The organism is Rhodococcus jostii NBRC 16295 (assembly GCF_001894825.1).
GTDB classification, from domain to species: Bacteria; Actinomycetota; Actinomycetes; order Mycobacteriales; family Mycobacteriaceae; genus Rhodococcus_F; species Rhodococcus_F jostii.
In genome coordinates this window covers 1-26,654 of the sequence record NZ_BCWY01000060.1, presented here as the reverse complement: position 1 = coordinate 26,654, position 26,654 = coordinate 1, and the positions used below count along the sequence as shown (strand labels likewise).

Here is a 26,654-nt window from a genome sequence, read left to right as displayed (position 1 = left end):
GCCGTACAGTTCTGTCGTCTGACCAGTGATTTCCGATGAGGATGTTGTGATGTCTATGAACAGCTCTCGAAGCTCCGAAAGTGGCCCACTTGCGGGCGTCCGGGTGGTCGACATGACTATCTGGATGGCAGGGTCGGTTGCGAGCATGCTTCTGGCCGACCTGGGCGCCGACGTTGTCAAAGTCGAAAGCGCTTCCGGTGATCCGGCCCGTAGGCACGTAGCTCCGACCGCAGGGCAGGCGACCAAGGGCGAACGAGCCGGGACAAGCTTGTCCTTCTCAGCCTGCAACCGCAACAAGCGATCAATCGTTCTCGACCTCGGTCAGGGCGACGATCGGGCGATCCTGGACGGGCTGCTGGACGCGGCAGATGTGTTCGTGACCAACCTCAGTGGTCCGACCTTGCGAAAGCTGGGGGTTGGCGAAGATGATCTGCGCAGCCGGTTCCCGCGGTTGATTTACGCCAGGGCCGCGGGGCTTGGTGTGAAAGGCCCACGAGCGGACGACCTTGCGCAGGACATGACGGGAATGGCTTATGCCGGGATGCTGTTCACCATGTCACCGGAGCCCGGCGAGCCGTTCGCACCTCCCGGGGCTATGAACGACGTGCTGACCGGAACGATGCTTTCCTTCGGAATTGTCTCGGCGTTGGCTCAGAGGTCCAAGACCGGTGAGGGATCTACTGTGACCGGTTCGCTTCTGCAGACCGCGCTCTGGACACAGATGTTGCTCGTCGGATCCGCGGCGAACACAGACGGCGCATCGACGAACGGCCGGCCTCGCCGACATCCGCGTAATGCGGCGCTGAACCAGTATCGAGCGAACGACGGCAAGTGGATCGCGATCGCGGCGATCAATTCACAGGCATGGCCGACCTTTATCGAGGCGGCCGGCCTCGAACACATTCGAGATGACACACGATTCGCAACGTACGACCAGGCCATTGCGAACGCGGCTGAACTGCGTACCGTACTCGACGGTCATTTCGCCACCGAGTCGGCGGACTACTGGTTGGATCGGCTCAGAGTCGGTGGTGTGTGGTGCGGACCGGTCAACACGATTCACGATGTGCTGTCGGACGAGCACGTCCTCACCGAGGGGTATCTGTCGACCTTGAGCGATGGTTCGCGGACGGTAACCATGCCGTTCTCGCTCGATGGTTACACGGTTCCGCAGAAGGCGGGGCCGGAACTCGACGCTGATCACGCATCGATCCTTGACGACTGGCAGGTTAACTCCCGTCGATGAGCCCGACACCCTGCTGTTGCCTATGAGTACCTCGATTGACACCCAAGTGTGTGTATAATTGAGTGCAATCTGTCTGAATAGGGGATCTGGGTATGGCAAACAGCGAGTCGTCAGCAGTTTCGGGGCATCAACTTACGCTTCAGGCGGCAGCTCAGATCCGAGGCTTGATCATCGACCGCGTGCTTCTGCCCGGCGAGAAGGTCCGTCAGGTCGATTTGGCGGAAAAAATTGGCGTTTCTCGTAGCCCTTTGCGCGAGGCGTTGCGCACCCTCGAGGCGGAGGGCGTGGTCACCTACGAGGTGAATCGTGGTTACGTCGTTGCCCGCCTTGACGACGATGATCATGAGCAGATCTTAGCTATGCGCGCAATGCTCGAAGCGGAGCTGTTCAAGACCATCACCCGGCCGGATCCTGAGAAGCTCGCCTATCTCAAAGAAGCAAACGAGAACATGATCGAGGCGATCGACGCCCGCAATGTCGCACAGGTGCTCCATTGGAACCGTGAGTTCCACTTCACAATCTTTGATCTGTCCCCGCTCGGCCAATTTCGGCGTGAAGTGCAGCGACTCTGGCAGCTGTCCGAGGGCTACAGTGCGGCATGGTGGTGGCGGACGCCTGACGCCGCCAAGCGCATCAACGCCGAGCACAACGCGATCATCACCGCACTGAAGAAGTATGACATTTCACGCTTGACTGAATTGTCAAACGCGCACCGAACCGGCGGGCATGAACGCACGATGGCTGTAGCTGCTCTGCGCTGAAAACGCGTCTCCCTCCACACCTCGGTGCAGGGAGACGATTGAAACCAAGTGGATGAAGCACGGACTTTGTCAATCGATGTCGTCGGCAAACAGTGGGTGGTCGACCTACGTGCGCGGAATGCAGTCGCATGATTGTAGTGAACGTTCCACATCTCGGGGAGGCGCGTCCTGGCTTCTCGCTGGTGCATTTGTGCTGTACAACGATACTTCGGCCCGGATGCGATTGCGGCGCTGGACTTTCCTACTACCTTTAGGCGTATTCGGCCTGAAACAATACCGCCGATTCCCGCAGCAAAGGCGTGAAATACGCTGGACAGTAATATTTTTGGCGCCCATGGAAGCCTAATCGGAATGGGAGATGCTGTGCGCGGTGAAGGATATCGGTGTGTCGGCGATGAAATCGGTGTGTGCTGCGCAGGTATCGTCGTCGGCGGGACTGAAATGTACGCCCGCCGAGCGTTGATGTCGATCGCGAAATGCCTGTAGGTGTAGCTGATCCGAGGCTCCTTGCTTGGATTCTACGCGATGGGGGTTCGTTCGACTTGTCACGAATCGCCTGGTCGTAGGACAACTCTGGCATCGCTCGATCAAGCCACGGTAAGGCATCGTCTTCCCTCGACGGCCGGGGGCTCTTCGGTGAGTCATGGCTGGTCTCGTGGTCCGAGAACGGCCATGTTGCAATTCCCATTCTGACGCCGAGGGCGAGACCGACTAATCCCGCACGACGATCTCCGTACGGCCTAGCTGTAAGCCTTCCTTCTATGGAATAGATTCCAGTTTCACCGCCGCGGCGGAGTGGAGTTCGTTCTGTGCTAACGCCGTCCGGCCCTTGACCAAGGCCGTTGCAGAATTATATGGTGAAGTGTATGCATAAATGAGGGCAAACGGCGTGCGGCTGTCGCGCCAGCGGCCGAGCCCAGATTGCATGTGTCCCATCAGGGTTGTCATTACTTCCAGGTGAAACAGGAGCATCGGATGCAGTTCAAGGACAAGGTAGTGTTTGTCACGGCAGCGGCCGGCGCGGGTATCGGGCGGGCAGTTGCACGAACGTTCTCTGAGGACGGGGCGACCGTGGTCATCAGCGACCAACACGCAGAGCGAACCGCGAAAGTCGCTGCAGAGATCGCCGCGGAGACGGGTAACGAAGTGGTCGGACTGGCCTGTGACGTCCGCGACGAGGCCCGCATCGACGAGGTCGTCACTGGTGTGTTCGAGCGCTACGGTCGACTCGACGTCGTTGTGAACAACAGTGGTATCAACGATCTTTCGCCGTTGCCGGAAATGCCTACCGAAACTTGGCAAAAGGTGATCGACGTATCTCTGACAGGCCCGTTCATGGTGACTCGGCGGGCATTGGCTTTGATGAGGGCCCAGGGTTCAGGTGCCGTCGTGAACATGTCATCCATTGCAGGATGGATGCGTCCTGCAGAAGGTGAGGCCCACTACGCTGCGGCCAAGGCCGGCATTATGGGCTTCACCCGGGCAGCTGCGATGGAGGCCGCGCCGTTCGGAGTCCGCGTGAACGCTGTGGCACCGGGACTTGCGTGGAATGCCTTCCTCGCGAAGATCTACTCGGAGGAGTACGTCGAGCAGATGGCGCAGCAAACACCGCTCGGACGGGCGGGAACTCCTCAAGATATTGCCAACGCGGTTGCGTTTCTGGCGAGCGAGAAGGCGAGCTTCATCACGGGTGAAGTGCTCTGTGTCTCTGGGGGCTACCACCTGCACACATAGCCTACCGCGATATCAGATCAATGGCGGTGCGCGCTCTCACTTCGGATATTAGAATCGTACGCGGAAGCATAAACATACCGCAGACCTCATCAGCTCCCGTCGTTAATGTATAACACCATACGAGAAGAGTGATCCAGCAGGGGTTGGACTCCACGAAATGCGACTCAACCCAATCCCTGCTGGCCGGCAACTGTAGGTGCCCGATCGAGTGTGCGCGCCGAAGTGTACACCGTGGAATTCGGGGGTGGATAGACAACATGTCGGTTCGCGTAGGGAAGCGTGGACATAGTTTAGTCGAACTTCCTGCCGATGCACGTCGTACCCTACCTTAAATAGAGCACGACGCGCATCGGTAGTTAAGGGTGACTCGGGCGCTAACGGTGGAAAGACACCGGCAGCGTAGCCAATCCGTTGAGCTGAACGTGACGGTAGCGACTCATTTGACCGCGTACGCGAATCTCTGCGAATCGGGAGGTAATCTCCCTGAATAGCGCTTGAGCCTCCATTCGGGCTAGCCGATTTCCGAGGCAGAAGTGTGCACCAAAGCCAAACGCAACATGGCCGATCGCCTGTTTGCGGTGAGCATTAAAGGCATTCGGATTGTCGAAGTACTTTGGATCGCGATTCGCAGCTGGATACACCATGTAGACACGCTGACCTGAGTTAACTCGGGCACCTGCCAATTCCGTGTCAGTTGTTGCGGTGCGAACGAATCCTCGAGCTGGTGGTTCTAGGCGTAAGCATTCTTCTATAGCTCCGTCTAGTAGTTGGGGATCATTCTTAATCTGGTAAAATAGCTCACTATTCTCGGCAAGGTAGTTAGCGAGGCTAGTTAGCATCAGGCGAGTGGTCCCACCGTTGGACATGAGGGTCGAAACATGCGAAATCACAATCGGATCCGGAACAGGCTCGTCATTCAGACGAGAGGTTAAGAACATTGACATCATGTCATCACCCGGCGAAACGCGTTTAGCATTGAGTTGTTCTGCGAGGAACAGCTTCATCTCGTCGAAATGCTCAGCTGGCTTTTCCAGGTCTGCTATCGTTTCAACCCTCGTCAACTCCTCCAGAGCTGTCATCCAGGTCTTCATTCTGGGAATGTCGACTTCGGACACCCCGAGAATCTCTGCTGCTATGTATAGAGGCAGCGGCTCCGCTATTGTATCGACGAAATCAAATATTTCTCCTTCGGCGACCGAGTCGACGAGCTCGCGGCAATAGCGGTCCAGCGCAGTTTGAAATTTCTGCAAATATCGTGGTGTCAGTGTTGGAGACATCAAGCCGCGGAGTTCGCGCTGCCGTGGCGGATCCTTAGTTATGACAAGCTCGCCCTCCGGTTCATTGAATCTCTCGAAGGAATCGTCTGATCCTTCCTTCTTCATTCTGAGCTGGTTAAGAGTCAGTCCGCCTGTGTTTGAGAATAGGTCAGGCCTGGACGAGACGTACCGAATATCATCCATTCTTGTCAGAACGAATATATCCAATGGAGCATAGAAGAAGGCCGGGGCTTCAGTGCGCATTCTGTCGTATATAGCGAACTGATTTTCGTCGTAGAAATCCGGGTTCTCAATCTGAACTTCGTCGACCAGAGACTTTGCGGCAGTTTTTTCGGTCATGACATATTTCCTGATTCTTGAATCGAGGTTGTTACGCGAGCGAGCCGCCTGCGTCAAGCGTCAGAGTGCTTCCCGTGATGTATCGTCCAGACTCAGAGGCAAGGTAAACAACAGCATTAGATACGTCCTCGCTTTCTATGAACGGAACACCTAGAGCATTGTGCTCTCGTGCTACAGATTCAAAATCCTCGCGCCCAGGATTCTCAAGGTCTGGCCTGAAAAGTCGATAGATGGCATCATTTAGAATCATCGGCGTGGCAACACCAGTAGGGTGAACGGTATTCACGCGGATGCGGTTCGGAGCAAGTTCTTTAGCCAGGGCACGCATCAGACCGACCAAGCCTTGTTTAGCAGAAATATAGTGTGCGATGTTGTTTGAGATCATAGTCGTTGCGGCAGAGCTTGTAAGTATTACGGATCCTCCACGCCCGCCGGAAATGATGTGTGGAACTGTCGCCTTGCAGGTCTTCCAGGCCCCCGTAAGATTGACATCGATTGTTGTCTGCCACGTTTCCTCATCCATATCCAGGGCCGGAGAGAAGGTGCTGATCGCTGCATTGGCGCACACGATATCGAGACGGCCGAGATCTTGTACAGCGCTATCGACGAATCGCTGAGTTGAGGACAGATCACGGATGTCAGCGATTCCGAATATGATACTTCTTCCGAGTTTCTCAACTTGAGAAGCCGTCTCCTGGAGGTCTTCTTCTGTTGGCAGGGGATAAGGGACAGTATCGATCTGCGCACACGCATCTAGAGCGATAATGTTCGCACCCTCCCGCGCAAGGGCGATAGCGTGGCTTCGCCCCTGCCCGCGGGCAGCCCCGGTAACACACGCTACCTTGCCGTCAAGTGATCCCATTTATCAGTCACCTTTGCATTCGAGTGTGAATGGTTTCATTTGGATGTGTCTCGAGCCGTTGGATAACCAGTTAGGAGTACAAGTCATCTGGCGGTCCTCCCGTGTTGTTTACACGCTCCGAACCGTTGCATCCCTAACTGCGATACTGGCAACTACGGTCGGGCATTGCTTCGCGCGATCCGCACGGTGCGTACGATCTGGTCGATTCGATCCATCGCAACCTGGGTCTTCCCGATGTCTATGTCCTTAGCTGGCGGAAGCATACGTCATTGTGATCTAGGTCGCTAGTGTCTCCTACTCCCTGATCAATCCGAGTGGATCCGAGTAGAGCATCGGAATGGGTCCGTACGTTCGAAGGCGCGATGATTAACGAGTTGAGGGGGAGATCAGCGCCGACCGCTGTCATAGACAGTTGCAGAACATGTTGTGGCTGAGTACATCCAACAGCCAGTGTTTGATGACGCCGCGATCACTAGGTGCGAGCTCTTCAGGAGACGCCATGCCTAGATCAGGCTCCTAGGACCTTGCTTCGCTGGCAAGACGACGGACGGCGTTGTTGGATCCGGTTCTGCCGTCGTCGCAAGGTGCTCACGTGTGACGTAATGCTAAGGAGCGGTGTGGTTATCGGTTCAGCCTCTTGAGTCGGGATGGTCGGGATCACGACGAAACCATTTGCATGGAACGCTGCATCAGCATCCAAGCACATTTGAGTCCAGTGTGATTGAGAAGTGAAGGGGCCTGGCGACCTCTCGGCAGCAACGGTGCGGCCGCGAGGGCGTTCTATTGACATATGACGTGAGTCACTCGATACTTCTCTGCATGCATAACTGTAGACATAGATCGGCGACGCGAATCGACGCGGTCCGGGCGGCGCCCGAGTAGAAGCGGTTTGCTGCAGGCGCGATCGCGTAGCCGAATGACACATGAGTGTTGGAGCTGGCGGAAGTGCAACTCGAAGAAGGGAATTGCCTATCGTCGCCGTTGGCGCGAGTCCGTGTGCCCTAAATCTGCACGTAAAGAAGAGGTTGCCCCCGATCTGGAAGATCATGACGACCGCTTGCGTGACTCGCCCGTCCTGACCCCTCCGCGTTTGACGTAAGTGAGTGGGATCCGGGACAAGCAACATGTTGGGGCCTGGCAATCTCAGTCGGAATGTCGGTGGTTGAAGTGGTTGTGACGCGCGCACTGTGGCGGATTTGCCGGTATGGGAGCGTGCTGGGCGAGCCGGCCGAGACCTTGGAAGGATTGTCGGTCGTTCAGGCGGGTGTTCCTAAATCTGGAGTGGTTGTACTTCCTGTCATATGCGGGAGGTCCGTGATGGAGACGAAAGGAAGTCGTGATGGGTAGGAACGCTCGATTCGGCTGGAGAAAACACGGTATACCCAGTGCCGTTGCATGTTTGACGGTAGTGCTACTTGGAGCGTCGTGCGCGAGTAACGACGTCGATAGCTCACCTCGGTCTGGATCACCTGCTGGAGAGGTGTCGGCAGACGTCCGATCAAGTGTTGAGATATTCACTCAGAAACCCAAATCTATCGGCATCGTCGAACCACTCAAGCAGAAGCCTACTGGGAAATCTGTTGCGTGGATCGGAGTGGGGACGGCGAATGACAATGCTGCGTATGGCGCATTCACCGAAGCTGCCAGTATCCTGGGGATGGAAGTCCAGAACCTTCAAGCTGGAGCTGATGCTCAGAAGGAGGCAAGGGCAATCGAGCAAGCGCGTAGTCAGGGATTTGATGCCGTCATTCTGAGCGGTCTCTTGACATCGTCGATTGGTCCCCAACTTCAGTCTCTACACGACTCCGGGGTCAAGGTACTTGGCTACTCAACTTCCCTGGAAGGAAATTCAGGTCCTAGTATCGATTTCTCGTTCTATTCGCTTCCTGAGGCACGAAGGTTTGGCAGCATCGCTGCTGACTGGACCATGGTCGACAGTTCAAATGACGCGGACGTTCTCGTTGCATACCCACCAGATATCGATGCTGCTGTTGCGCAACGCGATGGGTTCGTCGATCGGTTGAGCGATCAGTGCCCGAACTGTGCAGTGAACGATCTCGAGTTCAGTATGTCGGAGTTGGGGAGCACACTCCCGTCGCGAATTGTTTCCGCAGTCCAGGCGAACCCTAATATCAATTATTTGTATGGTGTCTTTGGCGCCTCATTCGTGGGTGTTCCGGAAGCGCTACAGCAAGCGGGTGTTGCGGACCGTATCCGGGGCGTGACAGTCGGAGGGATTCCTGCGAACATGCAACAGATAGCTGACGGCAAGGTCTTGGCGGCTTCGCTCGATCAAGGATTGCACTACAGGGGCTATATGCTCGCGGACGCTCTTGGTCGGCTTTTCGCAGGACAAGAGGTTCCCGTAGATGTTTATCACGGATTCGACATGCCAGTGCAGCTGCACACCGCAGACAACATCGATTTCAATCCGGACCTGGAATGGAGTGGAGAACCCACCGACTTCCGCGAACAGTTCGTTGCGCTCTGGGGAAGTGAGACCAGTCATGGTTAGATTTGAAGTTTGATGGATCGGCCGATTGTGAGTGAACGTAGTGTATTGAGAGTTTTACGTTTTGGGACTTGATTAGAAGGGATCGGTCTGAGATGCCCAGAATTACTTATATCCAGGCGGATGAGTCCAGTACAACATGCGATGTGGCAAGTGGAAAGTCGTTAATGATGGCGGCCCAGTCGAATGGGATCCCGGGCATTCTTGGTGAGTGCGGCGGGCAGGCGATGTGTGCAACGTGTCACGTTTATGTAGGTGAGAACTTCATCGACAGTTTACCTGCGTGCTCGGAAGAAGAAACGGTAATGCTCGAGGAGACCGCATCTGTTCGCAAATTCAACAGTAGGCTGTCATGTCAGATCCACGCCAGCGATGAGCTGGACGGTCTGGTTCTGCGTGTTCCTAGCGAACAACTTTGGTGAGCAGCCGTCGGGTAGTGGTCGTCGGCGCCGGCCATGCTGGCTTTCATGCGGCCCACTTCTTACGTTTGAGCGGATGGACGGGAGACATAGCCGTAATCGATAGTTCTCCCAGGTTGCCATATCAACGTCCTCCGCTGAGTAAAGAGTTTCTGTGGGGCAAGCAAGAACTTGAGGATGGCGTCTTTCGTCCTTTTTCGTACTTCGACGAGCATCAGATTGAACTGATTACTGGGCACCAGGTTCGATCGATCGAACGTTCTGCGAAATCGGTTGTGCTGGAGGGGTATCGTTCTCTCGTTTACGATCACCTTGTCCTCGCTACCGGCTCGACTCCGCGTGTCCTGTCCATCCCCGGTGCTGATCTCGACGGGGTCGTAAGGTTGGCTACCGACGACGACGCCCGTCTATTGCGTGCTCGTGTTGCGCGAGCACGCAATGTAGTCATAGTCGGGGGAGGGTTCATAGGGCTCGAGACTGCAGCCATGGTTGTCTCCGCGGGCAAGCGGGTCGTGGTTCTCGAGGCGAACGACCACATCATGGGCCGAGCAGTTACCCATTCGATGTCCGAATACTTTGAGCGCGTACATCGTTCCGCGGGGGTTGACTTGCGATTATCAACAGGAATCGACGCAATCGAGGGTTCGGGAGGCATGGTGCGCGCAGTCATCACCTCGGCCGGGACGACTCTCGAGGCTGATCTCGTCATTGTGGGTATTGGGTCGAGGCCAAATGACCGTTTGGCTGCGGATTCAGGGTTGGCGACGGACCGAGGAGTCCTGGCTGATTCCTTTCTGAGGTGTTCCGATCCGACCGTCTTTGCGATTGGTGACTGTGCGCGATTCCCCATTGCTCGGGATCGAGATGTGGATATGGTCAGACTCGAATCTGTCCAGAATGCTGCCGATCAAGCTCGATACGTCGCACGTCAAATTGTTGGCGAAGTGACGAACTCGTATAGTTCTGTTCCGTGGTTCTGGACTGAACAGTTCGGTCGGAAACTGCAGATCGCCGGTCTGGTTGGTGGGTGTGACCGCGTAGAGCAAGAGATGCGAGGCCCAGATAGCTTCTCGTTCATGTGCTATTCAGGTGACACGCTTCTCGGTGCAGAGTCGGTGAACGCGCCTCGCGACCACATGCGAGTGCGGAGACACTTGAGTAGTGCGATCGCGAGCTGATCTGGAAAGTGTAGTGGCACTGCCAGTTCGACGGTCTCTCGTGCGGACTTCTCGTGCTCGCGCTGTCAAGGGTCTAGCAACAAGGGATCTTTCATCTGGTGAATCCACATCGGTTCGTCGGTACGGCCATGACTGGTATGTTATCCCGTCTAGGTGTCGTCGACGTCGTGCGTCGTCGCAATCGGGTCGTTTGACGATTGTCGCAGCATGTTGCTTGGTGTGCTGCCGTGACGGAATAAGTTTGCGGGCGGAGTACTTGCGCCGCATCCATAGCAGCGACCTACGTGCTCGACCGAACGACACGTATCTCGACCCACGAGCATCCGATTGATTGGGAATATTTGAACTCCGGTGGTGTGTGCACCGAGGGATTTCATCGCGTCGAGTGGCGGTACCTCCGTGCGGGGTATCCGGGTAGTGGCTGACCGCCGTGAGTAACGTGCCTGTCGAGTGGTCGTGTGATTCTGCTGCAGGCTTTCGCTCGACATCCAGATATCGAGCGAAAGCCTGCAGTTGAGCAGTACGACGATTCTGTCGGGTCAATCCCAATTTCTGGTCGTTGCGATCATTCCGCCGAGGCTCCGGTGAAGTTCGGCGGGCGTCCTTCGCGTCGAGCGAGGATTGCTTCCGCCGCGTCGGCTGTTCGGGCGAGTTTCAGTGTGTACTGCTGTTCCGTCGCATACCCTTCGGTCACAGATAGGGCTTCGCTTTCGTTCAGTGCGCGTTTTCCCAATCGCAGTGCAGTTGGGCTCTTTGCGGCGATCTGTCGAGCGCGATCGAAGGAAACCTCCAGCGGATCCTCCCCCTCGGGGACGAGCTCGACGAAACCGTACTTCTCGGCCTGTCGGGCATCGAGCATTTCGGCGGTGAAGTACATCCTTCTCACTATGCCCTGGGGAAGATGACGCATGAGATGCCGAGCACCACCGCATCGTCCGACATCGACCTCCGGAAGTCGAAAGGATGCTCGAGTCGAAGAGATCCGCAAGTCACAGCACGATGCAATGACCGCGCCGGCGCCGATGGCGGGCCCGTCCAGGACTGCGATGGTGGGTTGTGGGAGATTGAGCAGGTTATCGAACACCGATCGGGCGAGCTCTTGGCGCCGAACGTCCGCGGTGTGAGCCTGAGCGCCGGTCAACGCTCCGAGCTCCCGTACGTCGGCGCCAGCGCAGAACACCTTGCTGCTTGCCGATCGAAGGACGACGGCTGAGACGCGGTGTGCTCCTGCAACCTCGTCGAGAGCCTCCGCGAGGTCTTCGTACATCTCCGAAGAGAGTGCATTGACGGGTGCACGGTCCAATGTCACCACAGCGATGCGGTCGTCGTAACGTAGGTCGACAGTGGTCATGTCAGATTCTCCGGGCGCCGTGCGACAAGTAGATCCCAATGGCTGTCGAGAACAATTCTCCCGTCCTGGGCGCGCGCGACCCGCCGCTCGGTGACGATCCCGCGCGAACCGCTTCGAGTCAGTTTGGCCGACTCGAACGTCAGATCAACCCGGAGCGTGTCACCGATCTTGGTGGGCGATGGCCATTGGCAGGTCACGGAGGTCATTCCGAGAAGGGACGGCTGCAGGGCCGTCAGTACCGGGAGCCTGGTCGTGAGGCCGGACGCGATGGACAGGATCAGCAACCCGTGTGCGATACGTCCGCCGAAGGCTGTCTTCGACGCAAAGTCCTCGTCAACGTGCAGCATGTTGTAGTCACCGGACAGACCGGCAAACGACGTCACGTCGGCTTCGGTGATAGTTCTCCCCGACGTGGTGAATACCTGCTGGAGGGGAACGTCCTCGAAGTACAGAGTGCGCGTGAAGACACCGATGCCCGGAGTGGGAAGCGAATCAGACATCGACGCCAACCGTCTGACGGGAGCTCGGGAAGACCGGGTACCGCTTCTCCCGCATCGCGTCGAGGCCTTCCCTGGCGTCGGGTGAGAAGAATCCGAGCATCTCCATGGCGAGCGAGGACTCAAAGATCGGTCCGGCATCACGTACCCAATGGTTGAGGGTGCGCTTGGTGGCGGAGATGGCGTCCGCGGATCCTCGTGCCAGGCGTTCGGCGATCTTGAGGGCGTTGGGCAGAAGTTCTTCTGCCGGTACGGACTTGCTGACCAGCCCGATGCGCTCGGCTTCCCGTCCGTCGATGAACTCGCATGTGAGCAGGTAGTAGCGTGCTTTGGCCAGCCCGCACAGTAGCGGCCAAATGATGGCGGCGTGGTCGCCTGCCGCCACACCGATCTTGACGTGGCCGTCGGTGAGCCGTGCGTCCTCGGACATGATGCTGATGTCAGCCATCAACGCCACCGCCAGGCCTGCACCAACCGCAACGCCATTGATCGCTGAGATTACGGGCTTGGGGCAGTTGGTGATGTTGTAGACGATGTCCGCTGCCTCCTGGAACAACCGCTTTACCGTCGCGTAGTTGCCGATGGTGTCCTCCACCATCTCGAAGTCGCCGCCGGCCGAGAAGGCTTCACCTTGCCCGGTAACCACGACGGCGCGAGTCTTCGGGTCGGCCGCGACGTCGTGCCAGACCTGTGCGAACTGGGTGTGGAGTTGCTGGTCCATGGCGTTCTTGCGCTCCGGACGGTTGATCCGGATGACCAGAACTCCGTCGGAGGGGTATTCGAAGGACAGGCGGTCGTACTTGGACCAATCCATCACGTTCTCGCTTTCAGTTGGTTGTCGATGACAGGGAATCGGTGGTGCTCGATGTCGGTTTCACATGAACGGCCGGCGCATCACGATGTCTGTGCGACGACTGTTCCCGCTCGAATCAGTTCGTCGATTTCGTCAGCAGAGAAGCCTGCTTCCCGAAGGATCTCGATGCTATGTTCCCCGACGGCGGGCGCCGCGGTCAGCAGCGAACGGTCAGCGAAGTCGGCAAGGGCGGCCGGCCACTCGGATACGCGCGTGTGTGGGGCGCCCTCGTTGCGAATGATCATGCCGCGGTCGATGAAGTGCTTGTCCGCCAGTGGCTCGTGGAGATCGTTTAACGGCGCTACCGGCACGTCGTGCCGGATGAGGAGTTCGATCAGGCCGTCTCGTTCGAATTCCTGGATCCGTGGACGGAGAGTTGCCTCGATCTCGGCAATATGCTGCTTCCGGAGTGGGAACGTCGCGTACTCGGGGCCGAGCAGTTCGGGAAGGTCCACCGCTTTTGCCAGCCGTGCCCAGAAATGATCTTCCAAAGCTCCGATGGTGACGTACCGACCGTCCTTCGTCCCGTAGACGCCGTACCCGGGGCGAACGAGCGCCGCTGCGCTGCTCTCCTCGTGCATCGCCTCTGCAATCCGCGGCTCCATCATCGACAGCGCACAATCAGCCATGGCTACGTCGATCTGCTTCCCGACGAAGGACTCGGGGTTTCCTCGGCGCTCGTGCAATGCGAGCACGATGGCCAGCGACGCGTACAACGAGGTGCCGAGGTCAGCGACGGGAAGCGTGGTGGGCACGTAATTGGCGGCATGTTCGGGAAGCGGAGCGGGAATGGCACCCACAAAGGAAAGATACTGAAAGTCATGGCCGGGGAGGTCTCGATACGGACCGCTCGCTCCATATCCCGAGATGGAGACGTACACCAGTCGAGGATTGACTGCGATGAGATCCTTGAATCCGATTCCGAGTCGATCGGTTACCCCAGGGCGGTACCCCTCGACGAAAACATCTGCGTCAGCAACCATGCGAAGCAGTGTTGCTCGACCTTCAGCGTTCTTGAGATCGATAGCCAGACTGCGTTTTCCGCGGTTCTCGGCTTCGAACATCGCCGGCCGGTGGCGCAGTCTGTCGCCTTCGTCCGGGCGCTCGATCTTGAGGACGTCGGCGCCAAGGCCGGTCAGGAGTCGCGTCGTGTTCGGGCCAGGCACCTGCTCGGACAGATCGATGACTTTGACCCCGAATAGCGGAGGTTGACTACCGGGCATTGAACATGGCTCCAATCGACGATCGTAACGTCTGTCAGCCGCTTTCGGCTCTAGCCTGTGCGGACTGCGCTGTGGTACAAACTGTATGTACTTTCGCATACATAATCAATACTCAACTGAGCGGACCAGGCTGTTTCCGAGCAGTGGAACGAGGAGGTGGCACATGCGCGGCGACCAAGTGGTCGGTTTACAGTTACCGAGATTCGACGTCACGGTCAAGCGATCGGAGGTGGTCGAATTCGCCACGTCGATAGGGGAGGAGCGACGACAGTTCTTCGACCCGGAGGTGGCCTGGGCATCCGGCCATCCCGACATTCTGCTGCCGCCGACATATCTGTTCGCGCTCGAATTCAGACGCCCACAGCCATACCTGGCAGTCGAATTGCTGGGCGCGTCGCTCTCATCCGTGCTGCACGCAGAGCAGTCCTTTCAATATCACACCTCATGCCACGCCGGCGAAAAACTAGAGTTCGACCCGCGAATCGACGACTACTTCGAGAAGAGCCAGGGTCGTCTGGGCTTCCTACGCCGACGAACGACAGTCAGCCGGAACGGCGACCGAGTGGCGGTACTCGAAAATCTGCTCGCAATCCGTTGGGACGTGAACACGTGACACGCGAAAACCCGGAACTGGTCGCCGGCTCCTGGGCATTACAACTACCTCCCGTCGATCGGGACGTCCTGGCCCGGTACGCATCGGCGTCCGGGGACCGAAATCCGCTGCACCTGGATACTGCTGCAGCGAGAGCCGCCGGAGAGGACGATGTCATCGCCCACGGCATGCTCTCCATGGCGTACCTCGGAAGACTTCTGACAGAGGCCTTTCCACACGCGATACTCGCAGAGTGGAAACTACGTTTTGTTGCCAAGACGCCACTGGGGGCGAAACCTACCGCGCATGCTCGAGTGTCACCTGAAGGAGAGGACGGTTTCGACGTCGAAATCCGGACCGAGCTGCAGGACGGAACCATCACAGGCCGAGGCGGCGCCCGGTTTTCCTTCAACCGACATGGAGACGAGATATGACGGCAAAATATGTATCGCCGTGGATGAACGACGAACTTGCCGCGCTACAGGACACCGCCCGCCGGTTCTTCGTCAAGGAAGCCGTCCCAGAGATGCCGAAATGGGCGGACCAACGGCACGTGGACCGAGAGTTCTGGCTCGCCGCCGGGAAGGTGGGATTGTTGTGCCCCACGGTTCCCGAGCGCTTTGGCGGGGCGGGGGGAAACATTCTGCACCAGATCGCCATCACTGAGGCACAGTCGAGCATCCTGGAAAAAGGCTGGGGGAATAATGTTCACAGTGGAGTCGTCACCGACTACATCCTGAATTACGGAACACAGGACCAATGCGAACGGTGGCTGCCGGCGATGGTAGAGGGTCGCATCATCGGTGCAATCGCGATGACGGAGGCGGGCGCGGGCAGTGATGTCCGGGCGATGACGTGTCGGGCGCGCCGCGAGGGTGACGAGTACGTCATCGACGGCGCGAAAACGTTCATCACCAATGGATTGACCGCTGACTTGGTCATCGTAGCGGTCAAGGTGGAAGGGGCCGAGGATCCAAAAGCGATCACTCTGATCGCGGTTGAAGCAGGGACACCCGGATTCAACCGCGGCCAGCCGCTTCGCAAGATCGGGCAGCACGCGGCCGACACAGCCGAACTTTTCTTCGTGTCGTGCCGAGTCCCCGTCGGGAACCGGATCGGCGAGGAAGGAGCAGGTTTCCCGGCGCTCATGACACAAATGCCGCAGGAACGGTTGATTCTAGGCGTAAACGCTGTGAACCAGACGGAGAAGGCCGTGGCCTTGACGGTGGATTACGTAAAGGAACGCAAGGTCTTCGGTAAAGCACTGTTCGAGATGCAGAACACCCGTTTCATTCTCGCGGAATGCCAGACGCTCGCCAAGGCCGCACGACTGTTCATCGACAACTGCATAGTCGATCACGCCAACGGCGAACTCGACAATTCTACTGCGGCAATGGCCAAGTGGTGGCTCAGTGACGTCCAGTGCAAGGTCCTCGACGAATGTGTCCAGCTTTGGGGCGGCTACGGGTACATGGAGGAATATGCCATCGCGCGCATGTACGCCGACGCTCGCGTTCAGAAGGTTTACGGCGGCGCGAACGAAGTCATGAAAGAGATCATCGCTCGATCCCTGTGATCGCGCCGAAAGGGAGAATCATGTCAGATACAGAGCGGCCGTTGGATCGGCAGACCGCGCTGATCACGGGTGGCGCGGGTGGTCTGGGTAGCCGCGTAGCCGCGACACTCGCCGAACGAGGGGTGAAAGTTGTTCTCGCGGATCTCAACTCGCATGCACTGGAGCGCGCGAGTGAGGTACTCCGGAAAGAGGTGCCGACGGGAACTTTCGTGGGTGTCCAGATCGACGTAACTGATTCTTCTGCAGTGCGAACCGCGGTAGAGGCCACCGTCGCCGACCATGGCAGCTTGGACATCCTGGTGACCAGTCACGGCTTCCCGAAGGACGGTAGGTTGCTGGAAATGTCGGATGACGCCTGGAGCGATGTGGTCAATGTCTGCTTGACCGGAACCTTCGTGTGCGTTCGAGAAGCGGCGCGTCCGATGGTTGAACAGTCGTACGGGCGCATCATCACGGTCGCATCACGTGCGTGGCACGGAAATCCCGGCCAAGCGAACTACTCAGCCGCCAAGGCGGGAGTCATCGGATTGACCAGATCGGTCGCGAAAGAACTCGGCCGCTATTCGATCACGGCCAATTCCATTGCACCAGGCCTCATCGAAACCCCGTCGCTACGCAATCTCGAGCGCTTCGAACAGATCGCCGAACGCGCTCGCAAGGACAACAGCATCAAACGACTGGGTGAACCGAACGATGTCGCAGCTGCCGTCCGATACCTGGCATCGCCCGATGCCGGCTTCGTCACCGGCGAGGTCCTGCACGTGTCCGGTGGACGATTCGGATGAGCGGCGCGACCGGAGCTCTCACCGCGGATCCCACCTGGGATCTGCTCGAGGACGACACGATCGTGATCCTCGGCCGGGCACGAGAGTACCTGTCCGGGTTAACGGATCTGATCGAAGAGTGTGAACGAGATCGACGCTTCCCGGCGGAGATAGTCCGACCCCTGGTCGACGTGGGATTCATTCGCGGTCCAATCCCGATTTCGGACGGTGGGCTCGGCCTGACCCACCTCCAGTCGGCGAGCCTGATGGAAGAAGCTGGACGGGCGTGGGCGAGTATCCGCACGACGACCAACATCATGACCTTGGTGGCGGAACTACTATCCCACGCGGGAACACCCGATCAGAAGAAGGAATTTCTGACCCCCCTCCTGTCGGGGGATAGACTGGGCTGGTTCGCGATCACTGAACGCGAAGCCGGCTCGGACGCAGGCGCTGTGGCCACCCGCGCCGAACCACTTCCTGGGGGCGGATACCGACTCTCCGGAGTCAAGAGCTACATCACCAACGCCAACCACGGTGACTTCGGAATCGTCTTGGCAACAGTCGATCCGAACCTGGGATCACGGGGAATCACCGCTTTCCTCGTCGAACGCAGCGACGGGTATCGAACCATCGAACACCCGCACATGCCAGTGCGGGCAGTGTCCAGTTGCGATGTCGAACTCGACCGAGTGGTGGTGGGCCCGGATCGAGTTCTCGGTGAGGTCGGTAGGGGTCTGTCTTTGGCGATGCACGGAGTCAACGGTGGACGACTGAACGTCAGCGCGGGATGTGTCGGGATCGCCCAAGCATGCCTAGACGCCTCGCGTACACACGTCACGACTCGCAAGCAGTTCGGCAAGCAACTCGCGGAATTCCAGTTGGTACAGAAGATGGTGGTCGACATCGCCACCCGCACCGCGGCAGCACGAGAGCTGTACCGCTCGAGTGCAAGACTTCTCGACTCCGGCATCGACGCGCGCGTCGCATGCTCGATGGCCAAATATTTCTGCGCCGAGACCGCGGTCGCAGTGGCTACCGAAGCCGTGCAGGTCCACGGTGCGATCGGATTGACCGAGGGACACCCGGTCGAGCGCTTCTTCCGTGACGCCCGCGAGGCGACCATCCCCGAAGGAACCAGCCAAATGCAGATCCTCCAGATCGGAAGGGCACTCCTCGGTGTTTCGGCTTTGCGTTGATGTTTCGACAGAATCGCCATCGGCGAAGAGTAGGTGACCAGTATGGCTGGAATAGTCAGGTACTCCTCATACGTGCCCAAGTTTAGGCTAGAAAGAAGTGACATAGCAGCGGCATTGGGCCAGAAGGCCAAGGGCGTGCGTACTGTGGCCGCGTACGATCAGGACACGACCACGCTCGGAGTCGAAGCGGCGCTGCCGTTTGTCGAGTCGTGTCGGCGCGCGAACAGTCTATGGTTCGCGACCACCGCCCCGGCCTATGTCGACAAGGTCAATGCAACGGCGATACACACTGCCCTGCAACTGCGTCCGGATATCGCAGCAGTTGATCTCGGCACAACGATTCGCGGCGGATTCACCGCACTGGCCGCAGCGGCACGCGACGGTGGGCTTGCCGTCCTGGCGGATACCCGCGGTGGACACGTCGGAGGTGCCGATGAACGTGGTGGTGGAGACGCAGCTGCGGCATTTCTGTTCGGAGACGACGCCGTGGCAGCGGAAGTCGTCGCGACGGCGTCGGTTACGGCCGAGTTCCTCGACCGCTGGCGAGATCAGTCCGACACGGGCTCCTCAGTATGGGAAGAACGCTTCGGCGAAGAACGCTATCTGGAACTGCTCGAGCAGCTCCTGGCTCAACTCGGTGAGCAGGGAGTGGACCCCACCGGCGTGACCCGGTTCGCGGTGTCCTCCGCGAACGGTCGCGCGGTCAAATCCGCGACCAAGGCACTGTCCGGCTGGACCAAGGCCACCGCGAACGACCCCCGTGGCCTGGATGCGTTGGGCAACGTAGGAGCAGCCCAATCCGGACTACTGTTGGCAGATCTCCTCGACAGTGCCGACGAAGGAGACACGCTACTTCTGGTCTCGCTGGCAGACGGAGCGGACGCGATGGTGCTGCGCGCCGGCGCGAACCTGAAGTCGGCAAAGCCGAGATCACTACGAGATCGATTGGCCGGTGGTACGTCGATTTCCTACACCCAGTACCTGATCTGGAAAAACCGGGTACAGAGTGAACGTCCGCGTCGACCGGACCCGGACCGTCCGTCCGCGCCCTACGCGTGGCGAAATCGTGGGTTCAAGCTTGCGCTGACTGGCGGCCGGTGCCGTTCATGCGGAGCAGTCGCCTACCCGATTCCTGCTGTCTGCCACAAGTGCCGGGCAGCGGAATTCGATGACGTCTCGGCAATCGGCCAGCGCGCGCGGGTCGTGACGACAACGGTCGACCACCTTGCCTTCTCTCCGAGCCCGCCACTGGTGAGTGCTGTCATCCAGTTCGGTACGGGGGGACGCATCCAATGCGAGCTCACCGACGTCGCCTCAGCCCCACGGGTCGACGACGAAGTCGTCCCGACATTCCGGCGCGGAGCGACCGTCGACGGAATCCACAACTACATCTGGAAGGCCCGCCCCGCGGTAACCGATCAGGAAGAGGAGCGCAGTAATGGCACAGCACAGCTTGCGTGATCGCGTTGCCATAGTCGCGATGGGCTGCACTCGATTCGGCGAGCATTTCGACGTCAGCGCTGAGCAACTCGCCGTGGACGTCGTGAGCGACACTCTCGACAGCGCGAGAATGACGACAGAAGACATCGATGCTTTCTGGCTGGGTACGTACGTGTCCGGGATCAGTGGGATGGCACTCGCCCGGCCACTGAAAGTTCAGGGGAAACCCATCACTCGTGTCGAAAACATGTGTGCGACAGGATCAGAAGCGCTCCGGTCCGCAGTCTACGCAGTGGCGTCGGGAGCCGTCGACGTGGCCATGGCCGTCGGCGTCGAGAAGCTCAAGGACACAGGATACGCGGGGCTCCTCTCACCGAAAATCCAAGACGACGGCACCCGAGTAAACACGAGCGCGCCGGCCAATTTCAGTTTCCTGGCGCCCGCGTACAAAGAACGGTACGACGTCTCGTCCGAGACCTTCCGTGACGCGATGACGCACGTTGCCTGGAAGAATCACGCCAACGGCGCCCTCAACCCGCGAGCACAGTTCCGAAAAGCTGTCGACAAGGAAACCATCGCGCGCGCTCCCGTCGTCGCAGGCGACCTCGGCATCTTCGACTGCTCAGGGGTGGCCGACGGCGCCGCCACGGCAATCGTAGTCCGAGCCGAGGACGCTTACAAGTACACCGACAAACCGCTGTTCATCAAGGCCTTGTCGCTGGTGACGGGTAGCGGATCCGGTGTCGCAGACGAAGATTACGACTTCACGACGTTCGAAGAGGTTGTCAGCTGCGCCCACACTGCCTACGAGCAGGCCGGTATCACCGATCCTTGCGATCAGCTTGCCCTCGCCGAAGTGCACGACTGCTTCACACCCACCGAGATCGTACTGATGGAAGACCTGGGCTTCTCACGACGCGGCGAGGCATGGTCAGACGTACTGGCGGGCAAGTACGACCGCGACGGTGCCCTCCCGGTCAACCCCGACGGTGGCTTGAAGAGCTTCGGCCACCCCGTCGGTGCCAGTGGTTTACGCATGCTCTACGAATGCTGGCTGCAACTGCGCGGTGAAGCCGGTGACCGGCAGCTGGACACCGCAGGACGGACCATGGCGCTGACCCAGAACCTGGGCGGTGCACCAGGTGATTGCGTGTGCTTCATCGCGATCGTAGGAACGTCCACCTCTGATCCTTCGCAGAACGACGCCGCGCCTTCGCGTTGACGAGAGAATCCCCACCGAGTAGAAACCGAGAGTCAAACAATGGCAGTCGACTTCGCTGACATTTCACGTCTTGTCCGACCCACCCGCGTGGCAGTGATCGGAGCGTCAGATCGGGTGGGATCATTAGGCCACTCGACCTACAACAACGTCCGCAACAATTCGGCGATCCCGAATGGCGCCGTACCTGTGAACCCTCGTTACGAGTCCGTTCAAGGCGATCGTTGCTACTCGCGCATCAGCGAAGTGGGCGGAAACCCGATCGACGTCGCTATCGTCCTGGTCGCGGCCGATTTGGTACTCGACGCCGTCCGTGACTGCGCAAAAGGCGGCGTCAGGCACGTCATGATCCTCAGCTCGGGATTTGCCGAGACGAACGACGAAGGCCGGCGTCTGCAAGCTGAGATCGTCGAGACCGCGCGCGCTGCCGGAGTCCGTGTTTACGGACCGAACTCGCCCGGTCTGGCGAACATTGCCGACCGAGCGCTGCTGAGCATGTCGCCGGTCGCGGGTGAGGACACCACGAGTGGACCGGTGGGACTGGTGACCCAGGGCGGCGGTCTGGGTCGAGCTGTCATGCAGTGGATGGACCGCGGGCTGGGAATCGGCCTGTGGTCTTCACCGGGCAACGAAGCGGATCTCGACATCTCTGACTTCGTCAACCACATGGTCGATGACCCCCGTATCAAGGTGATCGGCGCAGTGGTCGAAGGATTCAGCAACGGTGCAAAATTCGTCGAGGCAGCTGTGCGTGCCGAGCGAGCAGGTAAGCCGATTGTCATCTTGAAGATCGGCCGCTCGGAATACGGACAGCAATCGGCTGCATCTCACACCGCCTCCATTGCCGGCAACGACCAGGTCGCGACCGCGGTGTTCGCGCAGCACGGTGTCGTCCGCGTCGACGACATCGATGAACTCGGCGAAACACTGATGCTCTTCTCGCGTGCACTCGACGCGCCAGACGTCGATGCCACCAGGACGTGCGTGTACTCGTTCTCCGGCGGAACTGCCTCGCTGGCTGCAGACCTCGTCGGTGCCGCCGGTCTCGAGCTGGCGAAGTTCGGTGAAACGACCACAGCGAAGCTCACCGACCGAGCGCCGGAGTTCGGCTTCTCATCGAACCCTGTGGATCTCACCACCAAAGTGTTCACGGATTCCAACCTCAACCGCGAGGTCCTGTCGTTGATCTGCGCTGACGATCAAGTCGGATCGATTCTCTTCGCGATGCCGGCGGACTACGCGGAGAACACGGTGCAGGTGACCCGCGATGCCATCGACATCACGCGTGAATCAGGAAAGCTTCTCCTCCCAGTCTGGATGTCACCGCGGCGTGGCGGAGGCTACAACCTTCTCGAGGAGGCAGGTCTCGCTCCGTTCGGCAGTGTGCGAAGCCTGGTGGCAGCGTTGAGCCGCTTTGCCGAGTGGCGCGATCGCGTCGGCGCCAAGCCGGTGGCCGCGGATCAGTCAAGCGTGTCCGATAAGGAAGCGCCAAATCACGCCAGGTCTACTTCCGATCAGGCGCTACCGTACGACCAGGCTGTCGCACTTCTGAGTTCGGATTGTCTGCGCTTTCCTACCGAGATATTCTCGGTAGACCCGGAAGCAGCAGGGCAAGCAGCAGAGGAGATCGGCGGCGCCGTCGCTTTGAAGTTATCTGCACCCGGCCTCATTCACAAGACCGAGGTAGGAGGGGTTCGGTTGGGTTTGACGGGCGGAATAGATACGACTAAGGCTGCAGCCGAAATGATGTCCACCTCGCGTCTGGCGCCGTACGGTGTGGTCCCGGACGGAGTCTTCGTGCAGGAAATGATCGGCGAAGGGCTCGACGTATTGTTGAGCGCTCACCGAGACGAGGTGTTCGGCCCCGTCCTCACCCTGGGTGCTGGTGGCATCGCGACCGAGATCGAACGAGATGTCCTTCACCTATCCATTCCGTTCTCGGATGATGAGTTCAACCGCGCTCTGAAGCCACTCCGGTTGTGGCACAGGCTGACAGGATTCCGCGGCAGCGTTCCGTACGACCTCAGAGCGCTGCGTGCGACGGCGCAGAGGGTGGCGGAGCGATACCTCTCCGTCGCGGATTCGGTGAGCGAGATCGAGATCAATCCGCTTCGTCTCATCGTCGACGAAAGTGGTACCGACTGTGTGGCTCTCGATGCAGTCGTATTGAAGGCGTAGAAGCGCGCTCGCAGTTGCGGATACGGCAAAATGGCCGCGGAACCGAGGTTCCGCGGCCATTTTGCCGTATCCGCGATCTGTTGTGGAAGCGCGAAGGCGGTGCCGGATCAGGGGTGAGATTTCCCCGGTGATCCGACACCGCCTTCGGCAGCCGTACTAGTCCACTCTGGGCTTGAATCCTGCGGCCGTAATACCGGCAATGCAAGCCGCTTCGTCGGAATCGGACGTGTCGCCCGAGATCCCGACAGCACCCACGGTGGCGTCGTCCTTGTCGAGGACGAGAACACCACCGGGAACCGGTACGAGTGCCCCGCCGACTGCGGACGTCGCGGCTGCGACGAAGTATGCTTGCTGCTCGGCGCGAGCCATGATGGCACGAGACCCCATACCGAGCGCCAAGGCGCCGTGCGCCTTGGCGAAGGCGATCTCGAAACGCTTGATCGACGCACCGTCTTCGCGCTCGGCCGCAATCACGTGTCCACCGGCATCGAGAACGACAACCGTCAGTGCCTCGAGTTCGTCGTTCCGTCCGTGCCGCCGCGCAGCAGACACAATCGTGCGAGCAGTGTTCAGGTCGAGGCTCATGCGAGATTCTCCGTCCGAATGGTAGCGGTGCTCACAATCATCGATACCCTCAGCTCGGAATGACATCGACGGCCGCGTAGCGGTGTCGCAGTGCGCCGGTGATGATCTCGAGGAGCACTGTGGCGCCGCCCTGAACCTCGGCAATGGCCTTACGCAGAGTTGCTCCGACCTCGCTCGGTTCGGTCACCTTGTATGAGACGGCTCCGAGTGCGGTACCGATCTCAGCATAGTTGCCCGACAGTTCCTTGTGGCCGAATTTCTCCTGTGCGATCGGGTGGTGATGCCCGTACCCGGTCATTTGCGAGTTGTTCGTCAGAACTACCAGTACCGGAATCTTGTTGCGAACCGCAGTTTCGAGTTCCAGCCCGCACTGACCGAAGGCAGCGTCTCCGAGGAAGCAGACCGAGACCTTGTCGGGAGCGGCGACCGCGGCCCCGAGCGCCAGTCCTAGCGACGAGCCCAGCGGAGTGGAGTTGCCCCAACCGAGGTAGCCGCGAGGTTTGGTACTCGCGTAGTGCGGAGCCAAATGATCACGCGGGTAACCCGAGTCGTGGGTGACGATGGTCGTGTCGGGATCGAGTGCGTCGATCATCTCTGAGACCAGGCGCAAGGGGCTGATCGGAACCTCGTCGGAAGCGAAACGCTCAGCCCAGTCTTCCTTCGTCTGCGCGTTGGTAGCAGCGACCTCGGCTCGGGCATCGCGGGACGCGCTCACCGGCTTCTTCGCTGCCAAGCGCTTCTTGAGCTCCTCGGTGAGCTGGTTGAGGACCAGCTTCGCGTCGCCCACCAGCGCGGACGCGATCGGGTATTGCAGCGAGAGATCATTGGGGTCATTCGTGGACTGGATGACCGTGCGACCTGCCGGAAGGTGGAAGGAACCCAGCGTGTTTAGCAGGCTCGCGCCGATGCTGAAGAACACGTCGGCGTCGGGAACAAAGGCACGGATACCTGCGCTGACGCCGGTGCCACCGGTGCCGATGGACAGTGGATGGTTCTCGGGAAAAGCGCTTTTCGCGACATACGTCGTGGCAACCGGAGCGCCGAGAAGCTCGGCGAACTCGACCAGTTCGTCCGTGGCGTCGGCCCAGAGCACGCCGTGGCCGGCGCGGATAAGAGGTCGCTCGGCCTCCATGAGGAGGTCGATTGCGCGGACAACGTCTGCGGAGTTCGCAGCGCTGAGGTAGCGGATTGGAGGCTCGTAGGTGAACAGCGCCTCGTCGACCTCTTCGTCGGCTACATCGATCGGCAGTTCCAGCAGGACCGGACCGGGACGCCCGGAACGCATCAGCTGGAAGGCTCGTCGCAGCTGATCGTGAATGGTAGCCGGATTATCGAGCCGTGCAGACCATTTCGTGATCGGCTTGAACGCCTCGACCGCATCGAAGCTTGTCCGAAGCCCGTGTGCCTTCCGCGGATCTCCTTGCGGGAGGAACAGAAGCGGTACCGAGTCGGAGTAGGCTTGCGCGATGCTTCCGAACGCGTGCTCCGCGCCGGGCCCCTGCTGAACCAGCGCCACGCCGATCTTTTCACCGTTGGTCGTGCGGCTGTATGCGTCCGCCATATTGATGGTGCTGCGCTCCTGGCGGCCGACGATTGGACGGATGCCGACCTCGGCGACCGCGTCGATCAGCTTATTGGAGGGGATGCAGAATGCATATTCGATTCCCTCCCGTCGGAGCACCTCGGCGACTGCCTGACTCGCTCGCATCAACTCGTTCCCTTCGTTATTGGAAGCGTCTGCCGGAAGCTCCGTCCGAATGGACGGTACGCATCGGAAGCGTCTCGATCGTCCCCGCGGACCTCGCGGCAACCTGCGTCCATCTTTGCATACATTACTGTCGATGACGAGACCCTTTCGTGCTCGGGAATCGAGTTCTCGGAAATGAGCGCGAGGGCGCACGCTTGTGCTGGTGTCATGTCGTGGTGCAAAGGCAGTGTCAAACGGGATGTGATCGGAGCGAATTCATGGATCTCGCGGACTCTGACATCCGATGTCGATGGCGTTGAGGTGTCGGAAAGGGTTTTCGTTCGTCCATTCACCTGGTCTGGTACGTACCCGAACCCGTTACGCTATCTGTGCTCAGCGTGTAGTGAGACTGCGTGCGCGTTGGCGGGAGGGGGTGGCGTCCGCTGCGACCGCATGTTCTGAACGACAAGGATTGGCAAGGATTACAGTGATCAGTTCAGCAGATTTTCGCGAGATATTTCCGCCGAGTCCCGAGTTCACCGCCACGGCCAACGCCGGACCCGAGCTCCAGGCTGCCGCCGACGAGGACCGTCTCGCGTTCTGGGCGAAGCAGGCCGAGCGCCTGCACTGGCACGCACCCTTCTCCGAGGTCCTCGACTGGTCCGACGCCCCCGTCGCGAAATGGTTCGTCAACGGACGGCTCAACGTCGCCTACAACTGCGTCGACCGCCACGTCCTCGCCGGCAACGGCGACCGCGTCGCCATCCACTTCGAGGGCGAACCGGGCGACACCCGCGACCTCACCTACAACGACCTGCTCGCCGAAGTCAGCAAGGCCGCCAACACCTTCAGCGACCTCGGACTCGTCGCCGGCGACCGCGTCGCGATCTACATGCCGATGATCCCCGAGGCCATCGTCACGATGCTCGCCTGCGCCCGCCTCGGCCTCACCCACTCGGTGGTGTTCGCCGGCTTCTCCGCCAGCGCCCTGCGCTCGCGCATCGACGACGCCGAAGCCAAACTCGTCGTCACCGTCGACGGACAGTGGCGCCGCGGCCAGGCCGCACCCCTCAAGCCCGCCGTCGACCAGGCGGTGGACGGGGCGGAGTCCGTGAAGCACGTGCTCGTCGTCAAGCGCACCGGCATCGACGTCGAGGTCGCC

23 protein-coding genes are annotated in these 26,654 nt (G+C 59.5%); 15 read left to right on the top strand and 8 right to left on the bottom strand.

All coding sequences use genetic code 11. The features are described from left to right. The first annotated feature begins 49 nt into the window (after positions 1-49). From RJ1_RS30485 to RJ1_RS30475, 3 genes are all read left to right on the top strand, one after another. Positions 50-1,246 (top strand): CaiB/BaiF CoA transferase family protein, encoded by a 1,197-nt coding sequence (locus RJ1_RS30485; RefSeq protein ID WP_083400255.1) that lies wholly within the window; start codon positions 50-52, stop codon positions 1,244-1,246. 92 nt (positions 1,247-1,338) lie between these two features. Then, complete coding sequence (locus RJ1_RS30480) at positions 1,339-2,007, top strand: GntR family transcriptional regulator (protein ID WP_073366243.1); 669 nt, start codon at positions 1,339-1,341, stop codon at positions 2,005-2,007. Between the two features lie 975 nt (positions 2,008-2,982). After that, on the top strand, positions 2,983-3,741 hold the full coding sequence (locus RJ1_RS30475) for an SDR family NAD(P)-dependent oxidoreductase (protein ID WP_073366242.1): 759 nt from the start codon (positions 2,983-2,985) through the stop codon (positions 3,739-3,741). A 374-nt stretch (positions 3,742-4,115) separates the two neighbouring features. Here RJ1_RS30475 and RJ1_RS30470 read toward each other — a convergent pair whose 3' ends face one another. Together RJ1_RS30470 and RJ1_RS30465 are read right to left on the bottom strand one after the other, a co-directional pair. After that, positions 4,116-5,357, bottom strand: a complete 1,242-nt coding sequence (locus RJ1_RS30470) for a cytochrome P450 (RefSeq protein ID WP_073366241.1) — start codon at positions 5,355-5,357, stop codon at positions 4,116-4,118. A gap of 31 nt (positions 5,358-5,388) precedes the next feature. Further along, positions 5,389-6,219, bottom strand: coding sequence for a mycofactocin-coupled SDR family oxidoreductase (locus RJ1_RS30465; RefSeq protein WP_073366240.1), 831 nt, complete (start codon positions 6,217-6,219; stop codon positions 5,389-5,391). A 1,480-nt stretch (positions 6,220-7,699) separates the two neighbouring features. On the opposite strand from RJ1_RS30465, the gene RJ1_RS30460 reads away from it, so the two are divergent. From RJ1_RS30460 to RJ1_RS48965, 3 genes are all read left to right on the top strand, one after another. Beyond that, entirely contained in the window at positions 7,700-8,734 is a 1,035-nt protein-coding gene (locus RJ1_RS30460; RefSeq protein ID WP_162850236.1) for a sugar ABC transporter substrate-binding protein, read from the top strand. Positions 8,735-8,826: 92 nt separating this feature from the next. Further along, a complete protein-coding gene (locus RJ1_RS30455; RefSeq protein ID WP_073366238.1) occupies positions 8,827-9,153 on the top strand; it encodes a 2Fe-2S iron-sulfur cluster-binding protein in 327 nt (108 codons plus the stop codon). Then, on the top strand, positions 9,150-10,328 hold the full coding sequence (locus tag RJ1_RS48965) for an NAD(P)/FAD-dependent oxidoreductase (protein WP_073366237.1): 1,179 nt from the start codon (positions 9,150-9,152) through the stop codon (positions 10,326-10,328). Before RJ1_RS30455 ends, RJ1_RS48965 begins: the two co-directional genes overlap by 4 nt. Positions 10,329-10,893: 565 nt before the next feature. Here RJ1_RS48965 and RJ1_RS30445 read toward each other — a convergent pair. The 4 genes from RJ1_RS30445 to RJ1_RS30430 all read right to left on the bottom strand — a co-directional run bounded on the left by RJ1_RS30445 (position 10,894) and on the right by RJ1_RS30430 (position 14,252). Next, positions 10,894-11,679, bottom strand: a complete 786-nt coding sequence (locus RJ1_RS30445) for an enoyl-CoA hydratase-related protein (protein ID WP_073366236.1) — start codon at positions 11,677-11,679, stop codon at positions 10,894-10,896. Next, positions 11,676-12,179 carry a MaoC/PaaZ C-terminal domain-containing protein gene (locus RJ1_RS30440; RefSeq protein WP_073366235.1) on the bottom strand — a complete coding sequence of 168 codons (504 nt, stop codon included), beginning with the start codon at positions 12,177-12,179 and terminating at the stop codon, positions 11,676-11,678. The genes RJ1_RS30445 and RJ1_RS30440 overlap by 4 nt, the downstream gene beginning before the upstream one ends. Then, on the bottom strand, positions 12,172-12,990 hold the full coding sequence (locus tag RJ1_RS30435; protein ID WP_073366234.1) for an enoyl-CoA hydratase/isomerase family protein: 819 nt from the start codon (positions 12,988-12,990) through the stop codon (positions 12,172-12,174). The genes RJ1_RS30440 and RJ1_RS30435 overlap by 8 nt, the downstream gene beginning before the upstream one ends. Before the next feature lie 80 nt (positions 12,991-13,070). Beyond that, a complete protein-coding gene (locus RJ1_RS30430; protein ID WP_073366233.1) occupies positions 13,071-14,252 on the bottom strand; it encodes a CaiB/BaiF CoA transferase family protein in 1,182 nt (393 codons plus the stop codon). A 163-nt stretch (positions 14,253-14,415) separates the two neighbouring features. On the opposite strand from RJ1_RS30430, the gene RJ1_RS30425 reads away from it, so the two are divergent. From RJ1_RS30425 to RJ1_RS30390, 8 genes are all read left to right on the top strand, one after another. After that, entirely contained in the window at positions 14,416-14,865 is a 450-nt protein-coding gene (locus RJ1_RS30425; RefSeq protein ID WP_073366232.1) for an FAS1-like dehydratase domain-containing protein, read from the top strand. Continuing rightward, the gene (locus RJ1_RS30420) at positions 14,862-15,278 is read left to right on the top strand and encodes a MaoC/PaaZ C-terminal domain-containing protein (RefSeq protein ID WP_255284911.1); all 417 of its coding nucleotides are present in this window, start codon (positions 14,862-14,864) and stop codon (positions 15,276-15,278) included. Before RJ1_RS30425 ends, RJ1_RS30420 begins: the two co-directional genes overlap by 4 nt. Continuing rightward, entirely contained in the window at positions 15,275-16,420 is a 1,146-nt protein-coding gene (locus RJ1_RS30415) for an acyl-CoA dehydrogenase family protein (RefSeq protein WP_073366231.1), read from the top strand. The genes RJ1_RS30420 and RJ1_RS30415 overlap by 4 nt, the downstream gene beginning before the upstream one ends. Further along, entirely contained in the window at positions 16,417-17,205 is a 789-nt protein-coding gene (locus RJ1_RS30410) for an SDR family oxidoreductase (RefSeq protein WP_240319555.1), read from the top strand. Before RJ1_RS30415 ends, RJ1_RS30410 begins: the two co-directional genes overlap by 4 nt. Next, on the top strand, positions 17,202-18,383 hold the full coding sequence (locus tag RJ1_RS30405) for an acyl-CoA dehydrogenase family protein (protein WP_083400260.1): 1,182 nt from the start codon (positions 17,202-17,204) through the stop codon (positions 18,381-18,383). Before RJ1_RS30410 ends, RJ1_RS30405 begins: the two co-directional genes overlap by 4 nt. Before the next feature lie 114 nt (positions 18,384-18,497). Then, positions 18,498-19,844 carry an OB-fold domain-containing protein gene (locus tag RJ1_RS30400; RefSeq protein ID WP_162850237.1) on the top strand — a complete coding sequence of 449 codons (1,347 nt, stop codon included), beginning with the start codon at positions 18,498-18,500 and terminating at the stop codon, positions 19,842-19,844. Further along, positions 19,822-21,045 (top strand): acetyl-CoA acetyltransferase, encoded by a 1,224-nt coding sequence (locus RJ1_RS30395; RefSeq protein ID WP_073366229.1) that lies wholly within the window; start codon positions 19,822-19,824, stop codon positions 21,043-21,045. The genes RJ1_RS30400 and RJ1_RS30395 overlap by 23 nt, the downstream gene beginning before the upstream one ends. Before the next feature lie 39 nt (positions 21,046-21,084). Next, complete coding sequence (locus RJ1_RS30390; RefSeq protein ID WP_073366228.1) at positions 21,085-23,220, top strand: acetate--CoA ligase family protein; 2,136 nt, start codon at positions 21,085-21,087, stop codon at positions 23,218-23,220. 156 nt (positions 23,221-23,376) lie between these two features. Here the strand turns inward: RJ1_RS30390 and RJ1_RS30385 are convergent, their stop codons facing one another. Beyond that, complete coding sequence (locus tag RJ1_RS30385) at positions 23,377-23,805, bottom strand: GlcG/HbpS family heme-binding protein (RefSeq protein WP_073366227.1); 429 nt, start codon at positions 23,803-23,805, stop codon at positions 23,377-23,379. Between the two features lie 49 nt (positions 23,806-23,854). Then, positions 23,855-25,705 carry a thiamine pyrophosphate-requiring protein gene (locus RJ1_RS30380; protein WP_255284910.1) on the bottom strand — a complete coding sequence of 617 codons (1,851 nt, stop codon included), beginning with the start codon at positions 25,703-25,705 and terminating at the stop codon, positions 23,855-23,857. A 274-nt stretch (positions 25,706-25,979) separates the two neighbouring features. Here RJ1_RS30380 and RJ1_RS30375 point away from each other — a divergent pair. Next, positions 25,980-26,654, top strand: a 675-nt coding sequence (locus RJ1_RS30375) for an AMP-binding protein (protein ID WP_255284909.1), incomplete at its 3' end; no start/stop codon positions are given.

What these genes read in the sequence shown, in the direction of transcription:
- RJ1_RS30485 (WP_083400255.1), top strand. Translation starts at nt 50, where the DNA reads ATGTCTATGAACAGCTCTCGAAGCTCCGAAAGTGGCCCACTTGCGGGC.
- RJ1_RS30480 (WP_073366243.1), top strand. Translation starts at nt 1,339, where the DNA reads ATGGCAAACAGCGAGTCGTCAGCAGTTTCGGGGCATCAACTTACGCTT.
- RJ1_RS30475 (WP_073366242.1), top strand. Translation starts at nt 2,983, where the DNA reads ATGCAGTTCAAGGACAAGGTAGTGTTTGTCACGGCAGCGGCCGGCGCG.
- RJ1_RS30470 (WP_073366241.1), bottom strand. Translation starts at nt 5,357, where the DNA reads ATGACCGAAAAAACTGCCGCAAAGTCTCTGGTCGACGAAGTTCAGATT.
- RJ1_RS30465 (WP_073366240.1), bottom strand. Translation starts at nt 6,219, where the DNA reads ATGGGATCACTTGACGGCAAGGTAGCGTGTGTTACCGGGGCTGCCCGC.
- RJ1_RS30455 (WP_073366238.1), top strand. Translation starts at nt 8,827, where the DNA reads ATGCCCAGAATTACTTATATCCAGGCGGATGAGTCCAGTACAACATGC.
- RJ1_RS30445 (WP_073366236.1), bottom strand. Translation starts at nt 11,679, where the DNA reads ATGACCACTGTCGACCTACGTTACGACGACCGCATCGCTGTGGTGACA.
- RJ1_RS30440 (WP_073366235.1), bottom strand. Translation starts at nt 12,179, where the DNA reads ATGTCTGATTCGCTTCCCACTCCGGGCATCGGTGTCTTCACGCGCACT.
- RJ1_RS30435 (WP_073366234.1), bottom strand. Translation starts at nt 12,990, where the DNA reads ATGGATTGGTCCAAGTACGACCGCCTGTCCTTCGAATACCCCTCCGAC.
- RJ1_RS30430 (WP_073366233.1), bottom strand. Translation starts at nt 14,252, where the DNA reads ATGCCCGGTAGTCAACCTCCGCTATTCGGGGTCAAAGTCATCGATCTG.
- RJ1_RS30425 (WP_073366232.1), top strand. Translation starts at nt 14,416, where the DNA reads ATGCGCGGCGACCAAGTGGTCGGTTTACAGTTACCGAGATTCGACGTC.
- RJ1_RS30415 (WP_073366231.1), top strand. Translation starts at nt 15,275, where the DNA reads ATGACGGCAAAATATGTATCGCCGTGGATGAACGACGAACTTGCCGCG.
- RJ1_RS30405 (WP_083400260.1), top strand. Translation starts at nt 17,202, where the DNA reads ATGAGCGGCGCGACCGGAGCTCTCACCGCGGATCCCACCTGGGATCTG.
- RJ1_RS30395 (WP_073366229.1), top strand. Translation starts at nt 19,822, where the DNA reads ATGGCACAGCACAGCTTGCGTGATCGCGTTGCCATAGTCGCGATGGGC.
- RJ1_RS30390 (WP_073366228.1), top strand. Translation starts at nt 21,085, where the DNA reads ATGGCAGTCGACTTCGCTGACATTTCACGTCTTGTCCGACCCACCCGC.
- RJ1_RS30385 (WP_073366227.1), bottom strand. Translation starts at nt 23,805, where the DNA reads ATGAGCCTCGACCTGAACACTGCTCGCACGATTGTGTCTGCTGCGCGG.